At 57.7% G+C, this 23,479-nt stretch carries 28 protein-coding genes; 22 read left to right on the top strand and 6 right to left on the bottom strand.

Annotation, left to right across the window (positions count from 1 at the left end):
• Positions 1–17: 17 nt before the first annotated feature.
• A complete protein-coding gene (locus ACQ66M_RS08540; RefSeq protein ID WP_430403187.1) occupies positions 18–1,322 on the bottom strand; it encodes a flagellar hook protein FlgE in 1,305 nt (434 codons plus the stop codon).
• 80 nt (positions 1,323–1,402) lie between these two features.
• A complete protein-coding gene (locus tag ACQ66M_RS08545; protein ID WP_350173628.1) occupies positions 1,403–2,227 on the bottom strand; it encodes a flagellar motor protein MotB in 825 nt (274 codons plus the stop codon).
• A gap of 363 nt (positions 2,228–2,590) precedes the next feature.
• Here ACQ66M_RS08545 and ACQ66M_RS08550 point away from each other — a divergent pair, with 363 nt between their 5' ends.
• Genes ACQ66M_RS08550 through ACQ66M_RS08585 form a run of 8 tightly spaced genes read left to right on the top strand, consistent with a single transcriptional unit; the run spans position 2,591 to position 9,171 of the window.
• A complete protein-coding gene (locus ACQ66M_RS08550) occupies positions 2,591–3,283 on the top strand; it encodes a FliM/FliN family flagellar motor C-terminal domain-containing protein (protein WP_430403189.1) in 693 nt (230 codons plus the stop codon).
• A gap of 43 nt (positions 3,284–3,326) precedes the next feature.
• Positions 3,327–4,193 (top strand): flagellar motor stator protein MotA, encoded by an 867-nt coding sequence (motA, locus tag ACQ66M_RS08555; RefSeq protein ID WP_350173632.1) that lies wholly within the window; start codon positions 3,327–3,329, stop codon positions 4,191–4,193.
• On the top strand, positions 4,190–5,956 hold the full coding sequence (locus ACQ66M_RS08560) for a hypothetical protein (protein WP_430403191.1): 1,767 nt from the start codon (positions 4,190–4,192) through the stop codon (positions 5,954–5,956). The genes motA and ACQ66M_RS08560 overlap by 4 nt, the downstream gene beginning before the upstream one ends.
• A complete protein-coding gene (locus ACQ66M_RS08565; RefSeq protein WP_350173636.1) occupies positions 5,956–6,669 on the top strand; it encodes a flagellar hook-basal body complex protein in 714 nt (237 codons plus the stop codon). The genes ACQ66M_RS08560 and ACQ66M_RS08565 overlap by 1 nt, the downstream gene beginning before the upstream one ends.
• 28 nt (positions 6,670–6,697) lie before the next feature.
• The gene (gene flgG, locus ACQ66M_RS08570; RefSeq protein ID WP_350173638.1) at positions 6,698–7,483 is read left to right on the top strand and encodes a flagellar basal-body rod protein FlgG; all 786 of its coding nucleotides are present in this window, start codon (positions 6,698–6,700) and stop codon (positions 7,481–7,483) included.
• Between the two features lie 4 nt (positions 7,484–7,487).
• Positions 7,488–7,892, top strand: a complete 405-nt coding sequence (gene flgA / locus ACQ66M_RS08575) for a flagellar basal body P-ring formation chaperone FlgA (RefSeq protein ID WP_430403193.1) — start codon at positions 7,488–7,490, stop codon at positions 7,890–7,892.
• 2 nt (positions 7,893–7,894) lie between these two features.
• Entirely contained in the window at positions 7,895–8,590 is a 696-nt protein-coding gene (locus tag ACQ66M_RS08580) for a flagellar basal body L-ring protein FlgH (RefSeq protein ID WP_430403195.1), read from the top strand.
• An 8-nt stretch (positions 8,591–8,598) separates the two neighbouring features.
• A complete protein-coding gene (locus tag ACQ66M_RS08585; RefSeq protein ID WP_430403197.1) occupies positions 8,599–9,171 on the top strand; it encodes a flagellar basal body-associated FliL family protein in 573 nt (190 codons plus the stop codon).
• Between the two features lie 64 nt (positions 9,172–9,235).
• On the opposite strand, the gene ACQ66M_RS08590 is transcribed toward ACQ66M_RS08585, so the two are convergent.
• A complete protein-coding gene (locus tag ACQ66M_RS08590) occupies positions 9,236–9,802 on the bottom strand; it encodes a flagellar hook assembly protein FlgD (RefSeq protein ID WP_430403199.1) in 567 nt (188 codons plus the stop codon).
• A gap of 11 nt (positions 9,803–9,813) precedes the next feature.
• On the bottom strand, positions 9,814–11,232 hold the full coding sequence (locus ACQ66M_RS08595; protein WP_430403201.1) for a flagellar hook-length control protein FliK: 1,419 nt from the start codon (positions 11,230–11,232) through the stop codon (positions 9,814–9,816).
• A 117-nt stretch (positions 11,233–11,349) separates the two neighbouring features.
• Here ACQ66M_RS08595 and ACQ66M_RS08600 point away from each other — a divergent pair, with 117 nt between their 5' ends.
• From ACQ66M_RS08600 to ACQ66M_RS08625, 6 genes are all read left to right on the top strand, one after another.
• The gene (locus ACQ66M_RS08600) at positions 11,350–11,670 is read left to right on the top strand and encodes a hypothetical protein (protein WP_430403203.1); all 321 of its coding nucleotides are present in this window, start codon (positions 11,350–11,352) and stop codon (positions 11,668–11,670) included.
• A 101-nt stretch (positions 11,671–11,771) separates the two neighbouring features.
• A complete protein-coding gene (locus ACQ66M_RS08605; protein WP_430403205.1) occupies positions 11,772–12,047 on the top strand; it encodes a hypothetical protein in 276 nt (91 codons plus the stop codon).
• Between the two features lie 144 nt (positions 12,048–12,191).
• A complete protein-coding gene (locus ACQ66M_RS08610) occupies positions 12,192–13,436 on the top strand; it encodes a flagellin (RefSeq protein WP_350173654.1) in 1,245 nt (414 codons plus the stop codon).
• Between the two features lie 66 nt (positions 13,437–13,502).
• A complete protein-coding gene (gene flaF / locus ACQ66M_RS08615; RefSeq protein WP_350173656.1) occupies positions 13,503–13,892 on the top strand; it encodes a flagellar biosynthesis regulator FlaF in 390 nt (129 codons plus the stop codon).
• Positions 13,892–14,326, top strand: coding sequence for a flagellar biosynthesis repressor FlbT (locus tag ACQ66M_RS08620; RefSeq protein ID WP_430403207.1), 435 nt, complete (start codon positions 13,892–13,894; stop codon positions 14,324–14,326). Before flaF ends, ACQ66M_RS08620 begins: the two co-directional genes overlap by 1 nt.
• Before the next feature lie 3 nt (positions 14,327–14,329).
• Complete coding sequence (locus tag ACQ66M_RS08625; RefSeq protein ID WP_430403209.1) at positions 14,330–15,163, top strand: DUF1217 domain-containing protein; 834 nt, start codon at positions 14,330–14,332, stop codon at positions 15,161–15,163.
• Here the strand turns inward: ACQ66M_RS08625 and fliI are convergent, their stop codons facing one another.
• Positions 15,164–16,486: a flagellum-specific ATP synthase FliI gene (gene fliI / locus ACQ66M_RS08630; protein WP_430403211.1), complete on the bottom strand. Its 1,323-nt coding sequence runs from the start codon at positions 16,484–16,486 to the stop codon at positions 15,164–15,166.
• Between the two features lie 130 nt (positions 16,487–16,616).
• Here fliI and ACQ66M_RS08635 point away from each other — a divergent pair, with 130 nt between their 5' ends.
• The 8 genes from ACQ66M_RS08635 to ACQ66M_RS08670 all read left to right on the top strand — a co-directional run bounded on the left by ACQ66M_RS08635 (position 16,617) and on the right by ACQ66M_RS08670 (position 22,207).
• Positions 16,617–16,958: a flagellar biosynthesis protein FlgB gene (locus ACQ66M_RS08635; RefSeq protein ID WP_430403213.1), complete on the top strand. Its 342-nt coding sequence runs from the start codon at positions 16,617–16,619 to the stop codon at positions 16,956–16,958.
• 12 nt (positions 16,959–16,970) lie between these two features.
• Positions 16,971–17,354, top strand: a complete 384-nt coding sequence (locus ACQ66M_RS08640; protein ID WP_350173666.1) for a flagellar basal body rod C-terminal domain-containing protein — start codon at positions 16,971–16,973, stop codon at positions 17,352–17,354.
• Positions 17,355–17,371: 17 nt separating this feature from the next.
• Positions 17,372–17,668 carry a flagellar hook-basal body complex protein FliE gene (locus tag ACQ66M_RS08645; RefSeq protein WP_350173668.1) on the top strand — a complete coding sequence of 99 codons (297 nt, stop codon included), beginning with the start codon at positions 17,372–17,374 and terminating at the stop codon, positions 17,666–17,668.
• A gap of 15 nt (positions 17,669–17,683) precedes the next feature.
• Positions 17,684–17,947, top strand: a complete 264-nt coding sequence (locus tag ACQ66M_RS08650; protein WP_045699766.1) for a flagellar biosynthetic protein FliQ — start codon at positions 17,684–17,686, stop codon at positions 17,945–17,947.
• Positions 17,948–18,014: 67 nt separating this feature from the next.
• Positions 18,015–20,033, top strand: a complete 2,019-nt coding sequence (locus ACQ66M_RS08655) for a flagellar biosynthesis protein FlhA (RefSeq protein ID WP_430405140.1) — start codon at positions 18,015–18,017, stop codon at positions 20,031–20,033.
• Positions 20,033–20,788, top strand: coding sequence for a flagellar biosynthetic protein FliR (locus ACQ66M_RS08660; protein ID WP_350173669.1), 756 nt, complete (start codon positions 20,033–20,035; stop codon positions 20,786–20,788). The genes ACQ66M_RS08655 and ACQ66M_RS08660 overlap by 1 nt, the downstream gene beginning before the upstream one ends.
• Before the next feature lie 8 nt (positions 20,789–20,796).
• A complete protein-coding gene (locus ACQ66M_RS08665) occupies positions 20,797–21,870 on the top strand; it encodes an EscU/YscU/HrcU family type III secretion system export apparatus switch protein (protein WP_430403215.1) in 1,074 nt (357 codons plus the stop codon).
• Between the two features lie 7 nt (positions 21,871–21,877).
• Positions 21,878–22,207 (top strand): hypothetical protein, encoded by a 330-nt coding sequence (locus ACQ66M_RS08670; protein WP_430403217.1) that lies wholly within the window; start codon positions 21,878–21,880, stop codon positions 22,205–22,207.
• A 35-nt stretch (positions 22,208–22,242) separates the two neighbouring features.
• Here ACQ66M_RS08670 and ACQ66M_RS08675 read toward each other — a convergent pair whose 3' ends face one another.
• Entirely contained in the window at positions 22,243–23,346 is a 1,104-nt protein-coding gene (locus ACQ66M_RS08675) for a GGDEF domain-containing protein (RefSeq protein WP_430403219.1), read from the bottom strand.
• Positions 23,347–23,479: the final 133 nt, after the last annotated feature.

Here is a 23,479-nt window from a genome sequence, read left to right on the forward strand (position 1 = left end):
CCTTCTGTCGCTGGAGATCAACGCTTGAGATTGGTGGTTTCCTGCAGCATCTCATCGACTGTCTGGACGATCTTCGCGTTCGACGAATAGGCCCGCTGGGTCTCAATCAGATCGGTGAGCTCGGCGGCGATGTCTGTCGTGGACTCCATCAATGAGTAACCTGACAAGCCGCCAACCGGGCCTGAGCCCGCATCCCAGAGATAAAGGCTGCCACTCGATGCCGAGACGGAAAAAGCCTGAGAATCGGCTGCTCGCAAACCGTTCATGTTGGGAACATCGCCGACCGGAATCTGATACAGCGTGCGCCGAAGACCCGTGCCATAGACGGCCTGAAGGAAGCCGTTCTCGTCGATCTCGACAGAGCTCAGGTCACCGATCGGCGCGCCATCCTTCGTCACGGCTGTTGGTGAGAACGGAGCCGCGAGCTGCGTTATACCTGCGCTGTCATTCGGGCGACCGATATAAACGCTGACCGGCCCGTGTGGCAGTGTCAGTGACACGTTGCCGGTGGCCGGGTCATAAGTCGCGCCGCCGCCGGCCGTGGATGAGAGAATGCGACCGCCGGATGCTGCAGCGTCGCTGAATTCCAGGGCCACGGTTCCGATCGAGACGGCAGGATCGCCTGCGCTGTCATAGATATCGACAGTCCACTGGTTGCTTGCACCGCTCCCGGGAACGGTCGGAGTGAAAGCGAATGTCAGTGAGTTGGCGCGGCCGAGATTGTCAAAGTATTCGACGGGCAGATTGTACGCGCCTGTGGTCGAGCCCGCGAGCGTTGCATCGGCCGGCAGGTTGATGCCCAGATCGATTCTCGAGGTCGGTGTGGCTGTAAACTGCGATGTCGCGATATTCACAGGCTCAAGATTCACGCCGCTATTGCGGCTGACATTGCCGATGTCGCCGGACGAGTTGGCGGGCCAGCCGAGAAGGAACAGGCCGCTTTGGGTGCGCAGATTTCCGTTCTGGTCCGGAAAGAACGAACCCGTAGGCAGAAGCTTCAGTTCGCGGTCGGAGGGAGTTGCGTTGAGGCCGCTTTCGGTCGTTACCGGGAACAGGCCGCGGCCCGCGACAGCAATATCCGTAGCGCTGCCAGTATCGATCAGCGAGCCTGTCGCGGCGATGTCCTTGAATGTATTGACCCGGACACCGCCTGCCGCATACGCAGACGAGCGTTGCTGCAAGACCATGCTCGAGAATTCAACCTGGCTGCGCTTGTAGCCGGCGGTTGACGAGTTTGCGATATTGTCTGAGATGGTGGAAAGGCGCGCGGCGTTGACATTCAACCCCATGACACCTGCATTCAGGGACGACGAGATACTCATTACGGTTGCTCCTGCAAGGTAGTGCAACCGAAACTAGGTAAGGATGGTTAATGAGCTGATAACTCATTGCCCCTTGCGTTTTAACGAGTCAGTATTGTTATTGATATCCTGCGATTTTGGGCTGCAGACGGATCATCCACCATCAGGGGGTCTGTATCGGCTTTTCCTGATACTTCGAGAATTCGATTCGGGTCGAGGCTTGAATTGAGCAGCAGTTTGCGCGCCGCATTGGCGCGGTCCGATGACAGGTTCCAGTTGTCATATCCTGCCCCGTTGCGATAGCTCAGGCTGTCAGTGTGGCCGACGATCTTGATATCGTTCTCGAAGGTCGCAAATGAGTCTGCGACAAGTGTCAGCATGTCTGACAGCAGATCAGACGGCACGCTTTGTCCCACTGGGAACAGTGGCGCGTCTTCAGAATCCATGATCTCCAGAACGATGCCTTCGGCAGACATCTTGATCAGCATATGCTCTGAAAGCTTGCTGCCTTCTTCGGTCAGGGATTGCTTCAGCGTTTCGAGTTCTGTTGAGATTGCCTTTTCCCTGGCCGCATCAATCTCGGATTTACCTTCAAATGAGGCAGAGCTCGGGTGCCGGTCTGACGCGCCAGTGCCATCCTTGGCATAGGTTTCTTCCGTCATGATCGATGACCCGTTCAGGCCGTCGGAGCCGCCGCCAGATATGCGGGAAATGGGAATTGTCGGGCTGAAATAGTCAGCAAGGCCCTTGCGTTGTTCCTCGGTTGTGGCGTTGAGCAGCCACATCAGCAGAAAGAAAGCCATCATCGCAGTCACAAAGTCGGCATACGCAACCTTCCAGGCGCCGCCATGGTGCCCGTCAGCCTTCACCACACGTCGCCGTTTGATGATGATCGGCTGGACGATCGCTGCTTGTTGAATTTCCATTGGTCTCACCGGCTTGTCTGATGAGACTGGTCTACCAGAGACCCGTGAAGGATCATTGCTTAGCCAAAGCTTAAATTTGCCCGCTTCGTTAATGCTTTTTCAATGGGTCAGACACCATTTGGAAGGGATTAACAATACTTCAACCAAAGGTGATTCGTGTCCTCGGTTCTGCGAAAGAAGATAGAGTCCGGGGCCGGAGTTCCCCCGTCGATTCTGCAGATGCAGGCGTTCTGGGAGCAATTGCTCTCCAGGACCGATGACTGGGCACGTGGCGCTTTTGGCGCCGAAACGCAGCCAATTGTCTCAAGTCGAAAAGTTATCAGCAGCCGGGCAGCAGGCGCGCTTGCGGAGAATCCGTTTACCTTGTTTTTTGCTGCCGATGTCTCGCCGGGACTAAGCGCAATTGCCCTGGACGAGCGTTGCGCGATCCAGTGCGCAGCAGCGCGCCTGCACCAGGACGCAGCGGGTCTTGAGGGGGCCTCCTCCCTGTTTCTGAAATTGCTGTCGGAGCAGCCGACGATTGCGCTGTGGCACCTGTTTGCTTCAGGCATGGCCGACCATAACGTGACGAAGAGCCAGTCTCCGCAGGTCGAGGCGTCAGGCGTGGCAGGCGGCCTCGAAGCGACGAGCCGCTATCTGGAAGTTGAACTTTCGCTCACTTTTGACGGACAGACCTCGCAAATCAGGTTGCTCTACTTTGTCGATTACATGCAGCGGTTTGCACGCACCCATGCGCGCCAGCTGGAGGAGCGCAAGGCCAGGGCGTGTTCGCAAAGCCCGAAATCGCTCAGTGAAAGCGTTCGGGCATCCGCGATTTCACTCGATGCTGTGCTGGATCGCATGACCTTGACCATCGGAGAATGCTCCCAGCTTGAAATCGGAAGTGTCCTTCCCCTGACCAGCGCAGATGCGGGCCGGTTGTCTCTCTGCGCAGAGACGGTGAATGGCAGCGTGGATATCGGTACCGGGGAGCTGGGGGTCTGGAAGCGGCAGAGGGCAGTCAAACTGCACACGCCGATTTCAGAGAGCTTTGCCCGTGAAATTGTTGAGTTGTGAGATCGCTGTCGGCGGTATGCCGGGCTAAGGGAGTTTTGTTGTAGTGAACGCTATTTTGGGCCTCATCATCACTGTGGCAATGGTCTTCGGTGGCTACCTGCTTGCCGGGGGCAAGATGGGTATTATCACTCACTCGCTGCCATTCGAAATGATGATGATCGGCGGCGCCGCAGTGGGCGCATTCCTCGCAGGCAATGATATGAGCACGGTCAAACATACCGGGGGCGACATTGTGGCCGTCTTCAAGGGTGCCAAGTGGAAGAAGACCGACTATCAGGACATCCTGTGCCTGATGCACGAACTCCTGAACCTGATGAAGCAGAATCCCGTTGCGCTCGAGGCCCATATCGAGACGCCCGAGGAATCCAGCATTTTCACCAAGTACCCCAGGATACTGAAGGACCATTCGGCAATCGAGCTGATTTGCGATTCCATCCGGTCAATGATCATGAACTTTGACAATGTTCATCAGGTTGAGGAGCTTTTGCAGAAACAGCTCGAGCAGCTTCAGGAAGACAAGCTTCACGGCTCCCACGCACTTCAGAACATGGCCGACGCGCTTCCCGCACTCGGGATTGTTGCGGCCGTTCTGGGTGTGATCAAGACGATGGCGTCAATTGACAAGCCGCCGGAAATTCTTGGCGGCATGATCGGCGGCGCCCTGGTTGGTACATTTCTGGGCGTGTTTCTCGCTTACGGGGTCGTCGGGCCATTTGCGACCAAGGTTAAAGGAATACGTACCGAAGAACATGCGTTCTACACAATGATCGGTGAAATTCTCGTCTCGAACCTGTACCTCAATCCAGTGAATATCTGCGTCGAAGTCGCCCGGCGTCACGCCCCTTCGCGCGTGCGGCCATCTTTTGACGAAGTGGAACAGGCCATACGGGAGGCCAAGCGAGCGGCATGACCCGTTACCCCTGGATCCTGTTGCTTGGTTTCTGCCTGGCGCCCCAGATGCTGGCGGTTGAGCCAGGTCCGGCGGTGGGCGACCAATCCGAGCCCAATGCCGAGCTTTCGACCGATCTCAAGCAGTTCGTGCGTGGTGCAATAGATGAAGGTCTGTTGACACCCGTCAAGCCGGCAGATCCGGCGCCTGCCAGGGCAGGTCTCTCTGACGATACCGCCGCGGCAATGCCACCTGAACCTGTTCCGGAAAAGCCGCACGTCATGCGTGCGCGTGAAAGTGCCTGCACCGGGCTCTATGCGCTCGACTTCTCGGACCTTCAACGGATCGGCAGCTATCAGGAACTGTATGCAGTTCGCGACAGTATTGACGCTGCAGCGGATCAGGGCGGGGCGCCGGGTACCAGCACAGGGCTTGCAAAGACGCACATTGCGCTGGGCCTTTACTCTGAGGCCCTGATGGTCCTGACGCGCATACAAGGCCCTGAGGCGACGCCTGTCAGGAAGCTGGCCGAACTGCTCGACAGTCGCCAAAAACCAGATCTTGAATACTTCCGGGAGATGGCTTCCTGCCGCCCAGAAGCGGGCCACTGGTACGCCCTCGCTCAAATGATGTCGGGCGATACGGACGGGTTCCAGAATCTTCAGAATGCGCTGAGCGAGTTTCGCAAGCTGCCGCTGCAAATGCGGATAGACTATGCAGCGCTCGCAATTCCGGAACTCGAGCGCAATGACGACAAGGCGCTCGCTCGCAAACTCATGGCTGACTTCAGTGAAGCCGATATAGGTAACTCGTCACAGCTTCGTTTCGTGGACGCGCTGGTAAAGCTCGACAGCGGGGATTCCTCTGCCGAACGCACGATTGTCGGCTTTCTCTCGCATCCTCAGTTTCAGGAACAGGCACTCGGAGCCATGCTGCGCCGGAAACGCCCTCTGGATCCTGCCTACCAGCAAATACTCCTGAGCGACCTGATGCAGAAGTTCGGTCAGCAGGATGGCGACAGGCAACTGGCCGCAAGTCTCCAGTTCGCGCTTGAGGATCTGAGCGCGCATTCGAAATACCAGCCCATCATGGAGCTCGCCAGGATGCCGGCGCTGCAAAACCCGGCCGCACAGGCGGAAGTGAAACGCCAACTCGTTGCCAGCCTTCAGCGTGACCTGCGCAGTGATGACCCTCTGCGCAACCTCGCAGCAATCAGTGCGCTGGCAAGTGAATCGGACCTGCTGGACGGTCATGAGTCGAAAGACCTGCTTATCAGGGCAGCTACGGAGCAGGCCGTTCACTTCGGATTCGGATCGATAGCGGGCACGCTTGTTGCCAAGTCCGAGACCAGGGGAAGTGCTGCGGCGCAGGTTGCGACCCTTGCGTTCCGCCGTCATGACTATAACTCAGTTTATGCTCTGGCTGATGATAATCCGCGCGATGAAGCCATCACCCTGCTGGCAGCAAAAAGCGCGATCACAGAGCAGAACAAGCCATTGCTTGCCACGCTCGAAAGCCGGTTGTCCTTGAAACCTGACACAATCCTCGCGCTGATTGAGCAGGATGCCGTATCAGGCCACTGGATCGTTTCCGACCAGATATACGCGGCGGCCAGTCAGCTGACTGGCGCAGAACATACCCAGCGTGTTGCGCGCGTAAAAGGCCTGAAACCCTCAGCTTTCGGCGCGCCATTGCCCGGGGCGCCGATGACGATGGCGCACGTCCGGGAAACACTTGGTGCAACGGCCTCTGCGTCTGCGCCCGCCTCCAGAGGGAGCAACTAATGTCCAACGCCATATACGCTTCGCTTGCCCGCCAGCACGGCCTGATGCAGGAAATGCAGGTCGTCTCCAACAACCTCGCGAACTCGAGCACGACCGGCTACAAGACTGACCGGGCGATATTTGCTGAATTCCTCGTGGGGTCTGATTCAGGCAATACATCGCTCTCAATGGGCGGTCTGGCTGGCCATGCCTTCGAAATGGAACAGGGCGGGCTCAAGGCGACAGGCGGCCAGTTCGACGTTGCGGTGCAGGGCGACGGCTTCTTCTCAATCGACACTCCTCAGGGTCCCCGACTGACGCGCGCAGGCCATTTTCAGCTCTCCGCCGATGGCACGTTGGTGGACATGATTGGCAACAGTGTTCTCGGCGTTGGCGGCGGACCCATACAGATTCCACCCGAAGCAACCCAGGTGACAATCTCCGCTGACGGTACAATTTCCGCAGACGGTGAACTGATTGAGCAGATCGGTATCGTCATTCCTGACGGTGAGTTGATGCGCGACTCGAACACCTATTTCTCTGCACCAGGCGGCTTTGGAAATGCGACCGATTTCAGCGTGGTCCAGGGCGCGCTCGAGCAATCGAATGTATCGCCCGTGCTTGAGGTCGCGCGCATGATCGAAGTGCAACGCGCCTACGAAGCCGGTCAGACGATCCTTGAGCGCGAAGACCAGAGAATCGGACAAGTCATTTCGACAATACGCGAACGATAATCGCGATGAGTGAACGAAGGAGAAGAGCATGAAGTCATTACAGATCGCGGCGACCGGCATGGCCGCACAGCAACTGCGTGTTGATGTCATCTCGAACAACATTGCCAACATGAGTACGGCTGCCTACCGGCCCCGGGTCGCCGAATTTTCTGACCTGATGTACCAGCAGTACCTGACGCCCGGCACGATTACCTCTCAGGTCGGCACAACCGTGCCGGCGGGCATACAGATCGGTACGGGCGTACGACCATCAACGGTCTCCATGGAAATCACACAGGGAGCACTTCGGGAAACAGGATCGGAACTCGACCTGGCGGTCGACGGTGCCGGATTTTTCGAAGTGACGCTGCCATCCGGTGACTCTGCTTACACACGGGATGGAAAGTTCAACCGGAGTGTCGATGGTGAAATGGTGACAATGGATGGATACCCACTCGCCGATGGCATCGCGATCCCTGCCGACGCGCGGAGCATATCGGTCAGCCGGGATGGCGAAGTTGTCGCCTATTTCGATGACCAGGCAGCAGGCCAGGCAATCGGAGCGCTCCAACTGGTTCGGTTCGTGAATGAGAAGGGTCTCGAAGCGCTTGGCGATAACCTCTTCCGTGAGACGGCTGCATCCGGAACGCCTGCCCAGGTGGTGGCGGGTACGGAGGGATCAGGTTTCATCCGGCAGGGATTCCTCGAAGAATCCGGTGTTGATGTCGTCAAGGAAATTTCCGATCTCATCGAAGCTCAGCGAGGCTACGAACTGAACTCTAAAGTGATCACGGCATCTGACGAGATGCTCGCTGCCACGACCCGGTTGAGGTAGCGCCATGATTTCGCTCATCGTACTCGGATTAGGCGCAATCACGCTGGCGACAGATGCGTCGTCATTGGTTGCTGCCGAGGTGATCCGCGCAGGCGACCGTGTTTCGGCGTCCAACGCGACTGCCGAAGGAGAGGTGGCGGACAGCAATGACCCCTTGTTGGGCCGCGAAGTGCGCCGCACGATTTATGTCGGGCAAGCGATCACGGCGGACAATACGAGACCGCCCATGCTCGTGAAGCGCAACCAGGTCGTGTCGATCAGGTACGTCAGGGGACCTCTGGAGATCACGACAATCGGGCGTGCCATGGGCGAGGCGGGTGCCAATGAGACAGTGACCGTCCTCAATCAGGATTCGCGGCAATTGGTACAGGGTATTGTCCAGGAAGAAGGATGGGTTTTAGCGCAATGAAAATGCTGCTCTCAACAACAGTTCTCGCAACAGCCTTGACAGCTTGCGCGAGTTCGCATCATTCCGGCCCTCCCGTGGAGCATGCCGGCTATACCCAGTGGACGACGCCGGTGAGCGAACTGGCAACCAATACAGACCCGAACCCATCCCTTTGGGCAACATCTCCCAATGCCTTACTCAGTATGCGCCGCGCCAAGGAAGTGGGCGACCTGCTGACGGTTGTCGTCGAAATGAACGACCAGGCCAGCATCAAGAGCTCATTATCACGCAGCAGGGATTCAAGTGAAGACTTCAGTGTCGACGCCCTGTTCGGACTGCCGAGTGTGGTCAACAACGCCCTGCCAGGTTCAGCAAGTGTTTCTCCAGCCATCGATTTCAATCGAAATTCCAATCTGAATGGCAGTGGCGCCGTGAACCGCGCGGAGAAAATAGCCTTTACGCTCGCTGCGCGCGTTGTCGGTCTCGAGCCCAATGGCAACCTGGTCATCCAGGGATATCAGCAAACACGCGTTGGGCATGAGGTGCGGTACCTGAGTGTCGCCGGGGTCATACGCGCCCAGGACATCACGCGTACCAATACCGTTTCGTATGAGAAGATCGCCGATGCCCGCATGTCATATGTCAATGAGGGCGACACAACAGGATCCGGCGGCCGTAAGCTTGTGCCGCGGCTGCTCGATAAAGTCGTGCCGTTCTAGGGGGCTCCATGAAGAATATCATTTCTGCCATTGTCGTCATTGTCTGCATCATAGTGGGTGGAATAGGCGGGAATTTCCTCAAGAACGGGGCAGGCGCGCCGTCAGGCACTGCAGATCACACGAGCGCACCGAAAGAGAAGTCCCACGCGGCCGAAAAGACAGACGGGCATGGATCACAGCCTGCTGAAACGAAAGACAGCCATGGTGCCAAGGGCAGCCATGCCGGCACGGACAGCCACGGCAACCCGACCGCCGGCGCGGTTGATTATTTCAAGTTCACGCGTGAGTTCGTTGTCCCGGTCATGCGGGAAAGCCGGGTCGAAAGTCTGGTCATCCTGAATATCAATCTCGAAATCGATTCACGGGTATCTTCGAAACTGTTCGCGATGGAGCCCAAGATCCGCGACAATATCATGACGACACTGATCGAACTCAGTAATGATGGCAGTACGCTGGAAGCGATTGCGAATCTCGAGAACTATGAATCCATTCGCGCGACCGTGCTGATGAATCTGCAAAGGATCGTCCCTGAAGGCATACGCAACGTCCTGATTGTGGATATGGCCAAGCAGCAACTCTAGAAGATCGCGGACGATGCGACACAGCTGATTGTTGCAGATAAAGGGGCGCGTTGCGCAATACCCGTCAGTTCAGGTCAAGTTTGGGGGCCATTGTCCCGGCATATTCGTCTCCACGATACAGGTCGATGCCCATCTGGTAGAGCCCTGGTGCGGCCGGCTGGTCGCCTGTCAGTGTGCTGCCATTCCAGCTGAAGCCTGTCGCATCCGCGTCGAGTGTTTCGTTCCACACCACTTTCCCCGTATCGTCCTTGACTGTCAGGACGGCGCGGTCGGTCTCGTCGGGAACATCGACGGTGAAGTTGACTGCCTCATCGGAGAATGGAACCCAGGTCGACTCGACCTTGACGGTTTGTCCAAGCCATTGGCTGGCAACAATCGCATAAAGGTCGCTCATCTTGGCGGCAATGACATCAAGGCTTGAGTTCGATTTCACGTTCTGCTCCAGCGACGAGAATGTCGCGAGCTGTTCGACAAACTGGGTCGAATCAAGCGGCGCCAACGGGTCCTGATTGCGAAGCTGAGCCGTCAGGAGCTTCAGGAAGCTGTTGAACTCCTCCCCGATCTGCGGCTTCTCCGTCTGCCCGGTTGCGGCGCCTGCGGCTGGATTTGTTACGGGTGCGACTGTGGTCATGGGCAGGTCTTTCAGAGTTTGATGTTCAGTCCGCCGCTCGATCCGGAACCGGGCTGAGACGTTTGGGAGGCGATCAGGGCAGCACCCGTCGGGGACTGATTTTCGGCAATGTCAGTGCTGATCTGGCCGCTGCGGGGGCCCTGCTGTCCAGGATCCTGATTGGCCTGATGTTGCTGAAAGGACATGTTCTGGCTGGACAGTCCCTGCTTCTCCAGGGCGTTGACCAGTTCAAAATGCATCAGGCGCAGTTGCCGCATCGCTTCCGGGGATTCGCCCGTGATGGTCACATGCTGAAGGCCCTGGGAATCGAATTTGTAGTCGATGGAAATACGGCCCAGTTCCGGTGGGTCGAGCTGCACGATAACGCGATTTTTCCTGTCCTCTGGCGCTGCAAGGGAATCGGACATCACATCGACGACCTCAGCAGGCGTCGCCGTTATCAGTGCATGCGTCTGTGTAAAGGCCGTGGAAACTGGAGGAGCAGCCGGTTGAGGGGCCTGGGCATGCAGCGCAACAGGCTGCGCGACGGCGCTCATATCCTGAGAGGCGGCCGGCCTGCTGGTCGTCACCATGTCCGAGAATGATGCGGTCCCGGCTTGTTGTGGAGTTGAAGTTCCCGGTTCCCTGTCAGCAACTGACGAATGTGTAATGGACTGGTCACGGCCTGACTGTTCGCGGCCGGACGTATTCCCGCCAGGCGTCTGCGTTGCCGGCTGTGATGCAGGGGCGGCCACGGCGCCTGTGCCAGGCGCTTTCGCGTCTGCGCTTTGCGTCTTGTCTGTCGATCCGGCATGGGCCGCCACTGACGCGGCCAGTGGCGCGTCGGCGTTTGCAGGTGTCGCCTGGACTTCAGGTTCGCTACGTGTGTGACCTGAAGCGCCGGTCGCATCGGCGGCAAGCGTCGATGCCTCACGGTTGAGCGGTGCTGCAGGCTCGGAAACCTTCTGCAAGACCATATCCGGGGATGCGGGAAGCTCAGTGGTGACAGGCGAAGCACTTCCGGGAGCCGGAGTCGCACGCGTTTCGTCTGCCGTGTCTGACGCCGCGAGGTTGATTATGTCGGCTGCACGGAAATCTCTGGCGAGGGGAATGTCATCGACTGTTTCCGGGACCAGTTCGGATCCAGGGTCGCGAGCCATCAGGGTGTGGCCGGCAGGCGCGGATATGTCGGGCACTTCCCCATAGGGAGACCCGTTCACTTCGCGCGCTGTCTGCGGCAGATTTATGAGAATTGCCGAGACGGCCGTCTGCCCGACATCAGTCCGGCTCGGAATTTCGGATTCCCCATCTTGAGGTCCCGCTTCATCGAGCTTTGCCAGGCTTTCCCTGAAGTCGGCGCCATTGCGGTCGGTTTCCCGAGGCCGCTTTCCGGCTTCGGAAGCAGGCCGGGCAGGCCGACTGAGGAAATCCGCTTCCAGGGTGAACGCCATTTTTTTGCCTGCGACAGTTCTTGTTAACCAATTTAAAACCACGCCGCGTAAAAAGTAGGTTAATTCCCGAGGTGATTTCATTCACTTTTCAATTTTATCTGCTTACGGAGTGTCAAAATGACAGGGCCAGTTGCCTTTCCCGCCATGAGCGCACCTGGTGTGGGGCCCCTTGAGCGCGCAAATGTCGCGCTGTCTGATGCTGACGCTTCGAATATCGGCCAGCGCTTTGAGCAAATGCTCTGGGCAGAAATGCTGACTCATGCGGGCCTGGAGAAGGCTTTCTCGCAAGGCGGCGGAGAAGCCGCATCTGCATTTTCCCGATATGTGGTTGAAGCGGTTGCAAAAGACATTGCCGAATCACATCCGCTGGGTCTGGCTGACGCCGTCAAGTTCAATGCCGGGCCTGCGCCCCAGCCACGCGTGGACAAGATATCGTGAGCCATGTCGATCTCAGCGCCCAGACGGCCCGCCTGAAGGATATTCTTCTCAGCGAGAGAAACCTGCTTCTGACAGGTCGGGCGCGTGATGCAGCTGCCCTCATGCCGGACAAGATGGACGCGATGCAGGATATTGAAGCGTTCCTTGCAGACAGGGAGCCGAATTCCCTCCCCGCCGCGCATCGTACCGATATGGAGGAGATTGTCCGTCTTTCCAGGGAGAATTCCGCGCATTTTGAAGCGATCCGAAATGGCCTTCGCCATGCGATAGAGAGACTCGAATCAATGCATGGCAGTGCCTATGTCGGTTCCTATGCGCAGAACGGAACAAAAATTCCTTTTACGGAGGTTACCGGTCAGTTCCGCAGAAAAGCGTAATCGGTTAACCCTATCTACACAATGCGATCTTAGGGATAACTGTAACAGCCAAGATAGGTTGGCGGTTTTGCCGCTGTCAGGATGACGCGAGTTTGATCAATTTCATGACTGAGTTCATGGAAAAATATTCAGAGGTACCAAACTGTGTCCAGTATTCTTACCAATAACAGCGCCATGGTCGCGCTCGACACCCTTCGCAGCATCAACAAAGATCTTGCTACGGTTCAAAACGAAATTTCGACAGGCAAGAAAGTGTCGTCCGCCAAGGACAACGCTTCGATCTGGGCGATCTCGACCGTCATGTCGACGGATGTTGAAAGCTTCAAAACGATTTCCGACTCGCTGAACCTCGGTTCTTCGACTGTTGGTGTCGCGCGGTCGGCTGCTGAAGCCGTCACCGAAAACCTCCAGGATATCAAGAACCTTATCGTTGCCGCCCAGCAGGGCAACGTCGACCGTTCGAAGATCCAGACCGACATCAACGAACTGACAAAAGGCATCCAGACGATCGTTGGCGCTGCCCAGTTCAACGGCCTGAACCTGCTCGACGGCAGCTCGACAGCCGATGTTGACTTCCTGGCGTCACTCGACCGCTCGTCGGGTGGCTCGGTTGCCGCTTCTTTCATCAGCGTCGAGCGTCAGGATCTGTCGCTTAGCACCTCAGCAACAGCCGCCACATTCGGTGCTGGCGCTAACGCCGACATGACGATCATCAACTCGGGTGTGAACTCCGGCACGGCAACTGCCGCAGCCGCAGCCGGTACCCTGGATGTCACGATTGAATCTGTCGCCGATGGCCACAGCTATCGCATCCTTCTCAATGACTCGGCAACCAACAACTCCCTTGGCCAGCGGACATTCGAGTATGTTGCGAATGCTGACGATAGCGCTTCTTCGGTCGCGGCAAACCTCGCCAACCAGATCTCGACCTTCTTCTCGGCAACTGGCGAAACCAACTACTCGGTCTCCCGTGCCGATGGCACGATCACGATCGCTAACGCCTCGGCAGCTGCTCTCGCCGTCACGGCGACGGCAACGACCGGTGGTACGGCTGGAACGACCACAGGTGGTCTTGGCAACCTCGCGACTGTTGATGTTACCACGGACGCTGGTGCGACATCTGCTCTGACGGCCATTGAAGGTCTGCTGCAAACGTCGATCGACGCTGCTGCTGCCCTCGGTTCGTCACAGAAGCGTATCGAAAGCCAGGGCGAATTCGTGAACACGCTGGTCGACGCCATGACGTCGGGCATCGGTGGCCTCGTTGATGCCGACATGGAAGCTGCTTCCGCGAAACTGCAGGCTCTGCAGGTTCAGTCGCAGCTGGGTGTTCAGGCTCTGTCCATTGCGAACCAGGCACCACAGTCTCTGCTGTCCCTGTTCCGCTAATACTGAATGGTGGCCCGGGCGCATGAGGCGCTCGGGCCATTCTCACTACGTCGCCAGGAGGGCGCTTTGCATAATTTGGCATTCAAGGCTTACGGGCAGGTCCAGCAACGTACCGCGAGCGACAAGGGAATTGAGCACGCACTCTTCCTCCAGATCACCGAGGCACTCGAAGAGATTGCCCGGGCAGACGCTCCCAGCCCGACAGCCAAGGCAGACGCCATCCACCGCAACCAGCAACTCTGGACGCTTCTCGCGACCGATCTGCTGAACCCTGCAAACTCACTTCCGACAGACCTGAAATCCAGGCTTCTTCAATTGTCGAAGTTCGTGCAGAAAACCAGCATGGAAATCCTCTCAGGTCGTGGCGACATCGCCGACCTGATCGAAATAAATCGCCCGATCATTGCCGGTCTCGGTGGTTCCGTTCAGTCCGGTATACAGGGTGAGGCAGCCTGATGTCCGGACTCGTCCTGAAAATCGCTCCTGGTGAACGCTTCATCGTCAACGGTGCCGTTCTCGAGAATGGTGACAAACCGGCCCGCATTCGTATCACCGATAGTGATGTCAGGGTCCTGCGCTGTCGTGACGCTCTGCGCCCGGAAGACGTCAACACGCCCTGCAAGCAGATCTATTATGCCGTCCAGTTGCTGATCACGGGCGATCTTGAAGAACTGGGCACGCTTCCGGCGATTGATGACGAGTGCGCCAAGCTTCTCGATGTTTTCAAGGCCATCGATCCGGAACTCATTCCAACGCTTCGCTCGATGATCAGCCGGGGAAATTATTATTCGGCACTGTGTCACCTTCGGCAGATCCTGATTTTCGAGAGCCAGCTTCTCGCGCGGATCAGCAAGTCTCCTGCAGAACTTGAAACTGCGAAAGTCGCCTGACCCATGTTTCAGCCCGTCATTCCCCTGACCGGCAATAGTGGGTGGAAGTTCCTTGAGGCGACCTATGATCGCCAGCTTGAGAGCCATTCCAATTCTGCGCAGGTCCGGCTGGACCGGGACTATCTCGTCGAAAAATTCTCCAGGCCGATTACGGTTGAAAACTTCCTCGATGACAGACGGCTGCTTCGTGTTGCGCTCACGGCATTTGATCTGGGCGGAGAGGAATGGAAGCGCGGATTTGTCGACAAGGTACTCACCGAAGTGGCTGATCCGGAGAGCACATTTCTGGCGCGCCTCAACAATGCGAAATATACCGCGTTCGCGAAAGCCCTGAAACCCATCAGCGGCACGATCTACTTCTCCCCGGAAGAGATTGCGGGCATCGCCGACAATTTTGAAACCGCGTCGTTCAAGGCTGCAGTCGGTGAAGTTGATGACAGTATGCGTCTCAGCCTCAACTACAAGTCCGGGATTGGAAAGATCGCTGGGTCGGGTTCGAGTGAAGAGGCCATTCTTTATCGAATCCTCGGGGACGTTCCCACGCGAACCCTGCTCGAAGGTGCCACGAACCTGCCGTCGGATATCGGCAAACTGCCGATCGAGCGCCAGGCCGTCATCCTGAAAGAGAGTCTGCAGCGCACATTCGGCATTCGCGAAATGTCCGAGCTCACCTCACCTGAAAATATCAACCGGGTGATACAGAGGTTTCATGCGATGGAGTCGATCGCACAGGGCATGGCGAACTACTCGCCCGCATCTGCTGCATTGACCCTTCTGGGGGGCGGGTCCGGGCTTGGCAGCCAGGGCAGCGCAAACCTGTTCCTGAGCCTGCTTTGATCAAAGCTCGATCGGTGTCACAGGCATGGTCTGAATCTCGGGGCCATCTTCTGATTTCAGGATGTCCTCAAGCCGCGTGAAGGCAGCTTCGATCCCGCCTTCGTTCCGGGTTCCCGCGTATTTGTCCAACAGCGAAAACAGCGCGATGGCCTTGTCGGCCTCGGCATCCTTGCCGAACTCGTAGAGATTCGCCCTTAGCATTGGCGCGATCTCTTCATGCAGCGCAAACATGCGGCGGCATTCGCGAATGAGGGTGTTCTCCTCGTCTGTCGCGGCATGAGGCAAGCTGCGCGACACGCTCCGGAGAATGTCGATTGCCGGATAACGGCCGCGTTCGGCAATATCCCGCGCCAGGATGATATGGCCGTCCAGGATCCCTCGGATCATGTCAGCGACGGGTTCTTCCATGTCGGATCCGGCGACAAGCACCGAATAGATGGCCGTGATATCACCTTTGCCGTCCGTTCCGGGCCCCGCCCTTTCTGCCAGCTCCGCAATCACACGGACCGTTGAAGGGGGAAAGGCATTGAGGGCCGGCGTCTCGCCGGCGACCAGCGCTGTCTCCCGATGGGCCTCGGCGAACCGGGTGATGGAATCAAAGAGAAGCAACACGTTCTGCCCCTGGTCGCGGAAGTGTTCAGCCGCCGCCATCGCGCAATAGGCGGCCCGTTTCTTGGCCCCGGGTGGTTCGCTTGCTGTTGCAGCGACAATGACCGTCTTGCACAGGATCGATTGCGGCAGGACGTTTCGCACAAAGTCATTCACTTCGCGGCTACGCTCTCCGATGAGGGCAATCACGACCCGGTCAGCCTGCATGCCTGCTGCGAGAGACCCAAGGAAGGTCGATTTTCCGACACCGGAGCCGGCAAAGAGCCCGAGCCTTTGCCCCTGGCAGATTGGCAGGACCGTATCGGTGACCATCCAGCCGGATGGCAGGCGCGGCCCGATGCCGCGCCGGGCATGCGCGGGCAGGGGCGCCGCATGCAGCCTGCGGGGAATCAAACGCGTCGCCGGCGGCGCAGTGTCTCCCGTTGTGATGTCGCCGCGATAGTTAATTATTTTTCCGAGCCAATGGTCGCCTGGTTCGATCCGGGCCTCCTGTTCAATCTGGACGGGGTCACCGATCCGAATCGCATCGCAGGGGGAAAACAAGAGCGCCGTGACGCTGTCGCCAGAGATGTTCAGAATCTCACCCAGAACGGTAAGTCCCGGTTTTTCGATAACAATTTCATTTCCAACCCCGGCCAGTTCGCTGATTCCCGCGATCTTGATAACGCCGGGCGCCACATCGGTGACAGTGCCCCAAAGTCTGAAAAGCTTCATGGATGAGGCAGCTGCAACCGTCCGCATGGAAACCGGCCTTCATATGTAATTAACCCTTTCTTTAACATATATTACCAAACCTTGTGATGCGGTTAACCAAAGTGAATCGATCATGATTTCAGATCTTCCCATGTTTCAGGTTCTGGGCGCCATGGCGCGCCATGCTGCCGAAAGCCAGAAGGTGAGCGCGACCAATATCGCGCATGCCGACGAGCCCGGTTACAAGGCGGAAAAGCTGGAATCCTTCGAAGCTTTCATGGCGCGTGCGGGGTCGGGTGCGGAGCCCGCCGGTGTCTCAGCGGCGTTCAAGACCCTGCTCGCCGATACGCAGGCCGCGCCGAATGGCAATACCGTCAGCCTCGAACAGGAATTGTTCAGCTCGGCAGAGGCCATGGGTCAGCACAATCTGGCGCTCACCGCCTACACGAAAACGCTCGACCTGTTGCGAACGGCGATGGGTAAGGGACGCTAAGGGAAGCCAATCATGAATCCTCTCAAGGCCATCATGCAGCAAGCAGTCTCAGGGATGCAGCTTGAATCCCGCCGCATCACGGTTGCAGCGGAGAACATCTCCAACGCGGACACGCCGGGATATCAGAAGAAGATGCTTCTCATCGAACCACAATTGTCCGCATCGAGCCAGTTCTCGGCGATGAAGGAGATGCTCGACGAGACGCCTGGCCAGCGCGACTACAACCCGTCACACCCCATGGCTGACCAGGACGGATACGTGACCATGTCGAACGTGTCTCTGGTCATGGAGATGGCCGATCTGCGCGAGGCCAACCGGACCTATGAGGCCAATCTCAACGCGTTCCAGCAGGCGCGGTCCATGTACTCTTCCCTGCTTGATATCCTGCGGCGCTAGAAAGGCGATTTGCAATCATGTCTACAGTCAGCTTCAACGCCTACACGGCCCTCAACACGACACGACCGGCAGACACAGCCAAGGCCGCGACCAAGCCGGACGCCGACAAGAATGTCGTCGCCGAAGGGATCAACGATTTCAAGGCGGCCCTTCAGCAGGCCGAAAAGACGACCATGCAGACAGCCGTTACCGGCGCCGACCCGCATGCAATGGTCGCCGCCCTGGCGAATGCTGAACTGATGCTGGATGCTGCTGTCACCATTCGGGACAAAGTGGTCGAGGCGTATCAGGAACTCCTCCGCATGCCTGTTTAGCGCCAGGGGGCCGACATGTCCGAAGCAGAGATTTTCGAGGTTCTCCGCGCCCATATCTGGGGCGCCGCGATGATGGCCATGCCAATCCTCGCCGTGACGCTGATTGTCGGCTTTGGAATCGGCCTGCTGCAGGCGCTGACCTCAATCCAGGAAGTCACGCTGACCTTCATTCCCAAGATCCTGGCCGTCGTCATCGTCTTCTTCCTGTCGCTCGGATACATGACCAGACTGTGCCTGGACCTGTTCAATAATTCGGTACTTCCACTCATTTCCAGATAGGTCCCCCGTGCCGTCATCGAACACCTTCGGCCTGGCCCGGCCTACATCACTGCTGGCCATCGGCCTGATGCTGGTCATTCTTGTGATGATCCTGCCCATCCCTGCATGGGTCATGGATGTCGGCCTGACCCTGTCCTTTGCGTTCGCCATCCTGATCTTCGCAACGTCGGTATTTATCGAACGGCCGCTGGATTTTTCCTCATTCCCCAGTGTGCTTCTCGCATCGCTCATCCTGCGCCTTGCGCTGAACGTATCATCCACCAAGCTGATCATCGGCGAGGGCCATACCGGAACGCAGGCCGCCGGTGGGGTGATCGAAGGCTTCGCGATGTTCATCATGGGCGGAAACCTGTTCGTGGGTCTCGTCGTGTTCAGCGTTCTGGTAATCGTCAATTTCATGGTCATCACCAAGGGTGCAGGCCGCATGGCCGAAGTGGGTGCACGCTTTGCCCTTGATGCCATGCCGGGCAAGCAGCTGGCGATCGACTCCGACCTCGCTGTCGGGGCCATCACGCATGAAGAGGCCAAGAAGCGCCGTCAGAAGGAACAGGAAGAAGCCGCCTTTCTCGGATCGCTCGATGGTGCCTCGAAATTCGTCAAGGGTGATGCCATTGCAGGCCTGATCATCACCGTGCTGAATCTTGTCGCAGGCATTGCCATCGGCCTGACGGTCCACAATCTCAGCTTTTCAGAAGCCTTGAGCATTTACTCGGTGCTGACAGTGGGTGACGGCCTCGTATCACAGGTTCCTGCCGTCATCGTGTCGGTCGCCTCCGCGCTGCTCCTGTCCAAGGGACGTGAGGAAGGGGCCATCGATCTCGCGCTCGTGGCCCAGCTCGGCAGCAACGTCGCTGCCCTGATGATCGTTGCCGGAATCCTGTTTGTCTTTGCCCTGTTCCCGGGTCTTCCTTTTGTTCCCTTCATGCTGGCATCAGCCGGGTTTGCGACGGCATCCGTCCTTGTGCGACGCAAGACCCGGGCGAAGGACGCTGAAGCAGAGCAGGTGCCAGAGGATACAGCGCCAGAGCCACTGAAATTTGGTGATTCAATCCATGCTGACGAAATTCACCTCGAAGTCGCGCCTGACCTGGTGAACCTCGTCCTGCTGGGTGACAATGGTTTCGAAAGTCGCATCCACAAGATTCGCCGCTACATCGCCGAGGAATACGGGTTCGTGTTGCCGCCGATCCGGATGACCGACAATCCGACGCTCAAGAAGAATGAATACCGGATCCGGATTCAGGGCGTCCGGATCGATTCCGGCCTCCTGCGTCCAGGGTTCATTCTTGCGTTGATGGAGGACGATCAGTCACCTCACCTGCAGGGCGAAAAGGTCAAGGAGCCCGTCTACAAGGCAGCTGCCCGCTGGCTGCCCAATGGCAAGAAGCAGGAGCTTGCGGCGGCGGGTGTTCCGGTTGTGGAGCCAATCGAAGTCCTCGCAACCCATATGCTCGAAGTCATCCAGTCTAACTTCTCGCTGGTCTTCACACGCATGGTCATGCTGGACACGCTCGACGCGCTCACCACCGTGACCGACAGTGACCGGGCCGCGGCCAACCGCAGATTCCTCGATGAGTACATCCCGGCAAAAGTCACGCCTGAAATGCTCCTGTCGGTCGTTCGTCTGCTACTTGAGGAACGCGTCTCCGTTCGCAATCTCTTCCTGATCATCGAGACAATCGCAGAGGTCAAGGCTTCGACACCGGGACTGCCCCGGATTGTCGAACTGGTCCGCCAGCGCCTCGCCTTCCAGATTGTCGACCGTCTGCAGGACGATCAGGGACGTCTGCCGCTCGTCCAGCTCTCGTCGGCCTGGGAGCAGAAATTCCTCCAGTACGAAGTCAATAACGAAAATGGCAGCTGCGATGTTGCGCTCCCGCCGGAAATGTTCGGGGAATTGACGTCCGAGGTCCAGTCCAAGCTGAACGACGCAGCCAAGAAGGGCATCCTGGCCTCTGTCGCGACCTCGTCGCGCCGTCGGCGTTTCCTTCAAACAGTGCTGGCCAGCAAGGGCATCCGCAATTCGGTGCTGGCCTATGAAGAGATCACCGCAAAAACCAAACCATATATCATCGGCGTTGTCTGATGGTTGAACTCGCCGCCATGGCGGACTCGCTGGCGCCATGGCTGGCGGTGTTCTTCCTGGTCGTGGCGCGCCTGACATTCATCATCTTCTTCATGCCCGGCATTGGCGAGCAGGTCGTGCCGGTCCAGATGCGCCTGATGATCCTGCTCGCCGTGGCTATGGCGCTCGCGAGCACCGGCGTGGTCGAGGCGCCCTCGCTGACCCCCTTGTCAGGCTATGGCGGGCTCCTGCTGAGTGAGATCACGATCGGATTCTGCCTTGGGGCCGTGCTGCGCGTCTCGGTCTGGATGCTCAGCATTGCCGGCACGATCATCTCCCAATCCATTGGCCTGTCACAGCTGCTCGGCGTCGCGCTCGAGCACGAGGCACAAAGCCTGACCGCCAACATGCTGTCCATGGCCGGCGCGGCCATCCTGCTATCGGCAGATTTTCACCTGACGGCCATCGCGTCATTGCTGCGACTGTACAATGAAATACCGGTCGGCGCCCTGTCGGCCTTGAACTGGGATCTGCTGATCAATCGCAGTTTTTCGGCCGTCGGGTTTGCGGTGCTGCTGGCGTGGCCCTTCGTGGCCGTAAACCTTCTGTACAACATCTGTCTCGGTTTCATAAACAAGGCGTTGCCACAGCTTATGGTCGCCTTTGTGGGTGCGCCGCTGATGATCGGCGGCGGCACGATCCTGTTTGCCCTGTCTGTCGTCGGCTTGCTCGTCGTCTGGAAAGACCGGGTGCTCCAGGTCGTTGGATGGTTGTAGGATAGCATATGGCCGAGCAGGAATCCGACAGTGGCGAAAAGGAATTCGAAGCCACCGACTCCAAGCGCCAGCAGGCGCGCGAAGAGGGCAATGTTCCTCAGTCGAAGGAGGCGAATGCATTTGCGCTGATTGCCGGTGTGCTGGGTGCGGGTGTGGTACTCCAGGGCGTGATCGGCAACAGCGTGTTCAACGAGTTTTCCGGCTTCATGTATCATGTCGATGCCTATGCAAATGACGTATTCACCGGTGGAGGTGCTCAGACTAAAACCTGGCTGTCCGGGGCGCTCCTCAAATTCCTGTCGCTGTTTCTCATTCTTGCCGCGGTTGTCATGGTTGCGCTGGTCGTCCAGCGATCCATTTCGTTCTCGTTCAAGAAGATCCAGATGGACATGAAGAAGATCTCTCCGGCGGAGAATCTCAAGAAAAAGTATGGCGCGCGCGGTCTGACGGACTTTCTGAAGGATACGGTCAAGCTTGGCTTTGCCGGTGTGATTGCGGTGGTCTTCCTGTTTCAGCTGGCGAAAGACTATTACGCCAGCAGCGCAATCGAGCTTGGCCATTTCGCGACATTCACCTTCAGCCAGGCACTGAAACTGATCCTGTGGTTTCTCCTGTTTCAGCTGGTCCTGGCGGTGCTTGATCTGCCACTCCAGAGGCGGCTGCACGAGAACAAGCTGAAAATGTCTCGTGAGGAGATGAAAAAGGAGATCAAGCAGAGCGAAGGTGATCCGCAGCTCAAGCAGTCACGCCGGCACGCAGCCACCAAGCTCACGAAGGGCCAGATGCTGCAGAACGTGAAAACGGCGACCGTCGTCATGGTCAATCCGACCCATTATGCCGTGGCCCTGAGATGGAATCCGGATGACAACCTTGCGCCTGTCTGCGTTGCAAAGGGGATGGACCATCTCGCAGCGAAGATCAGGGAACTTGCTGTTGAGAACAATATCCCGATATACCGGGATCCGCCGTCAACGCGGTCCATCTACACGCTCGTGGACATTGACGAGGAAATCCAGCCGGAACATTTCGCGGCCGTCGCTGCCGCCATCAATTTTGTGGAAAGTGTGCGCAAGCATATGTGAGAACGCCATGTCCAAACGAAAACCCGACTTGCAGAAAATTGTCTCGCTCAAGCGTCAGAAGGCAGAGCAGGACCATGCCATCGCTCAGAAAGAGTTGGACCGGGTGGGCCTTGAAGCCCGGCGCCTGGTTGAGACATTGAGTGATCTGGACAAGGATCGTGATGATGTGAGGTCGCTTATGATGTCACATCAGAATGGTCACGTGACAAAGCTCATGCGGGATATAGATGCATTGCATGCATCAGTGTCCGAGAGGGAGGCCGAGCTGCAAGGCGCGCGGCATACATTGAAGCGCGCGTTCGACTCCGAAGACCGGCTGAAACGAATGAAAGACTAGGCGGGCGCACCCGAGCGGTGATCGCTGGCAACTGTCTAGGAAGCCTCGCGCAGGATCCAGTCGTCGGACGTTTCGGTGACCGGGTCAGGGCGTCGTGGCGCCGCCGTTTCCACCCGGTCCCTGCCATTTCGCTTTGCCTCGTAAAGCGCCTTGTCGGCTCGCTCCAGGGCCGGAAGGATATCGGGGTCCATAGCCTCAGGCCTGCTGATTCCGACACTGATCGAGATGCCAAAATCGCCGGTCTCGGTCGAGAAGGACAGTCGCTTTACGGCTTCGCGCAGCCGATTGGCAAGAATCCCGGCTCGTTCCAGATCGGTTTCCGGCAGGATGAGTGCGAACTCTTCGCCGCCCAGCCTGCCGAGAAGGTCTTCGTCGCGGGTGCCATCTGAAATCACGCCAACCAGATGCTTCAGGACGTCATCCCCGGTATTATGTCCGTGAACGTCATTTACGGACTTGAAGTGGTCGATATCGATCATCAGGACAGCGACGTCGAGCCCGTGGCGCCTGGATCGCAGGACTTCCCGCTCGGCGAAGCGGAAAAAGGCGCGACGGTTCAGCGCCTTTGTCAGCGGGTCAGTCATTGCCAGGTCAAACAGGAAGCACTTTTCCTCTTCCAGCTCTATCAGATCGCGCACGGCATAGCGCCCCGCACTGCGCAGGCAGATGTCCTGGCTCACAAGCTGTGCAAAACTGTCGAGCACGGCAAGTTTCTCTGCGCCAAATTCCCTTGGCTTGTCATCAATCAGGCAGAGGGTCCCGAACCGCTTGCCGTCGGGATCGCTCAGAGGAGCGCCCGCAAAGAAGACAATACTCGCTGCATCGGTCAGGTCGGCATCGCGTGAAAAGAAGGCTTCCTGGCGGACGTCCGGCACAACGAAAGGCGAATCCGAAAGATTGGACTGCACGCAGAATGCGAGGAGATGATCCAGGGAACCGGGCGCGACACCATGCTGCGAGTGATACCAGTGCCTGTAGCGCTCGTTGAGTGCCACAATCACGGTGGGAAGGTCAAAGACAAGCGCGACAGTTCGGGAAATCTGGTTGGCGTCATAAGCCATCGAGCCATTGAGAATCTGATACCTGTGCAGAACATCTGCCTTGAGATTCTCGAGTCGTGGCGGCAGGTAATTCAGCAAGTTTCTATGTCCCCCCGGAATACAGTGCCATCGATAGAGATAAATTGTTTCGAGGGGGTTATTTTATGGAAACGCCGGAAAAAAATATAATCAACTCAAGGGGTCTTGTCGGGACTATTTCAAATTGCACGCG

Source organism: Hyphomonas sp., from assembly GCF_965284475.1.
In the GTDB taxonomy this organism is placed as follows: domain Bacteria; phylum Pseudomonadota; class Alphaproteobacteria; order Caulobacterales; family Hyphomonadaceae; genus Hyphomonas.

Excerpts from the sequence above, each read along its gene's own strand:
- ACQ66M_RS08540 (WP_430403187.1), bottom strand. The coding sequence starts at position 1,322 with ATGAGTATCTCGTCGTCCCTGAATGCAGGTGTCATGGGGTTGAATGTC.
- ACQ66M_RS08545 (WP_350173628.1), bottom strand. The coding sequence starts at position 2,227 with ATGGAAATTCAACAAGCAGCGATCGTCCAGCCGATCATCATCAAACGG.
- ACQ66M_RS08560 (WP_430403191.1), top strand. The coding sequence starts at position 4,190 with ATGACCCGTTACCCCTGGATCCTGTTGCTTGGTTTCTGCCTGGCGCCC.
- ACQ66M_RS08565 (WP_350173636.1), top strand. The coding sequence starts at position 5,956 with ATGTCCAACGCCATATACGCTTCGCTTGCCCGCCAGCACGGCCTGATG.
- flgG (WP_350173638.1), top strand. The coding sequence starts at position 6,698 with ATGAAGTCATTACAGATCGCGGCGACCGGCATGGCCGCACAGCAACTG.
- flgA (WP_430403193.1), top strand. The coding sequence starts at position 7,488 with ATGATTTCGCTCATCGTACTCGGATTAGGCGCAATCACGCTGGCGACA.
- ACQ66M_RS08580 (WP_430403195.1), top strand. The coding sequence starts at position 7,895 with ATGCTGCTCTCAACAACAGTTCTCGCAACAGCCTTGACAGCTTGCGCG.
- ACQ66M_RS08585 (WP_430403197.1), top strand. The coding sequence starts at position 8,599 with ATGAAGAATATCATTTCTGCCATTGTCGTCATTGTCTGCATCATAGTG.
- ACQ66M_RS08590 (WP_430403199.1), bottom strand. The coding sequence starts at position 9,802 with ATGACCACAGTCGCACCCGTAACAAATCCAGCCGCAGGCGCCGCAACC.
- ACQ66M_RS08595 (WP_430403201.1), bottom strand. The coding sequence starts at position 11,232 with ATGGCGTTCACCCTGGAAGCGGATTTCCTCAGTCGGCCTGCCCGGCCT.
- ACQ66M_RS08600 (WP_430403203.1), top strand. The coding sequence starts at position 11,350 with ATGACAGGGCCAGTTGCCTTTCCCGCCATGAGCGCACCTGGTGTGGGG.
- ACQ66M_RS08605 (WP_430403205.1), top strand. The coding sequence starts at position 11,772 with ATGCCGGACAAGATGGACGCGATGCAGGATATTGAAGCGTTCCTTGCA.
- ACQ66M_RS08620 (WP_430403207.1), top strand. The coding sequence starts at position 13,892 with ATGTCCGGACTCGTCCTGAAAATCGCTCCTGGTGAACGCTTCATCGTC.
- ACQ66M_RS08625 (WP_430403209.1), top strand. The coding sequence starts at position 14,330 with ATGTTTCAGCCCGTCATTCCCCTGACCGGCAATAGTGGGTGGAAGTTC.
- fliI (WP_430403211.1), bottom strand. The coding sequence starts at position 16,486 with ATGAAGCTTTTCAGACTTTGGGGCACTGTCACCGATGTGGCGCCCGGC.
- ACQ66M_RS08635 (WP_430403213.1), top strand. The coding sequence starts at position 16,617 with ATGTTTCAGGTTCTGGGCGCCATGGCGCGCCATGCTGCCGAAAGCCAG.
- ACQ66M_RS08640 (WP_350173666.1), top strand. The coding sequence starts at position 16,971 with ATGAATCCTCTCAAGGCCATCATGCAGCAAGCAGTCTCAGGGATGCAG.
- ACQ66M_RS08645 (WP_350173668.1), top strand. The coding sequence starts at position 17,372 with ATGTCTACAGTCAGCTTCAACGCCTACACGGCCCTCAACACGACACGA.
- ACQ66M_RS08650 (WP_045699766.1), top strand. The coding sequence starts at position 17,684 with ATGTCCGAAGCAGAGATTTTCGAGGTTCTCCGCGCCCATATCTGGGGC.
- ACQ66M_RS08655 (WP_430405140.1), top strand. The coding sequence starts at position 18,015 with ATGCTGGTCATTCTTGTGATGATCCTGCCCATCCCTGCATGGGTCATG.
- ACQ66M_RS08660 (WP_350173669.1), top strand. The coding sequence starts at position 20,033 with ATGGTTGAACTCGCCGCCATGGCGGACTCGCTGGCGCCATGGCTGGCG.
- ACQ66M_RS08665 (WP_430403215.1), top strand. The coding sequence starts at position 20,797 with ATGGCCGAGCAGGAATCCGACAGTGGCGAAAAGGAATTCGAAGCCACC.
- ACQ66M_RS08670 (WP_430403217.1), top strand. The coding sequence starts at position 21,878 with ATGTCCAAACGAAAACCCGACTTGCAGAAAATTGTCTCGCTCAAGCGT.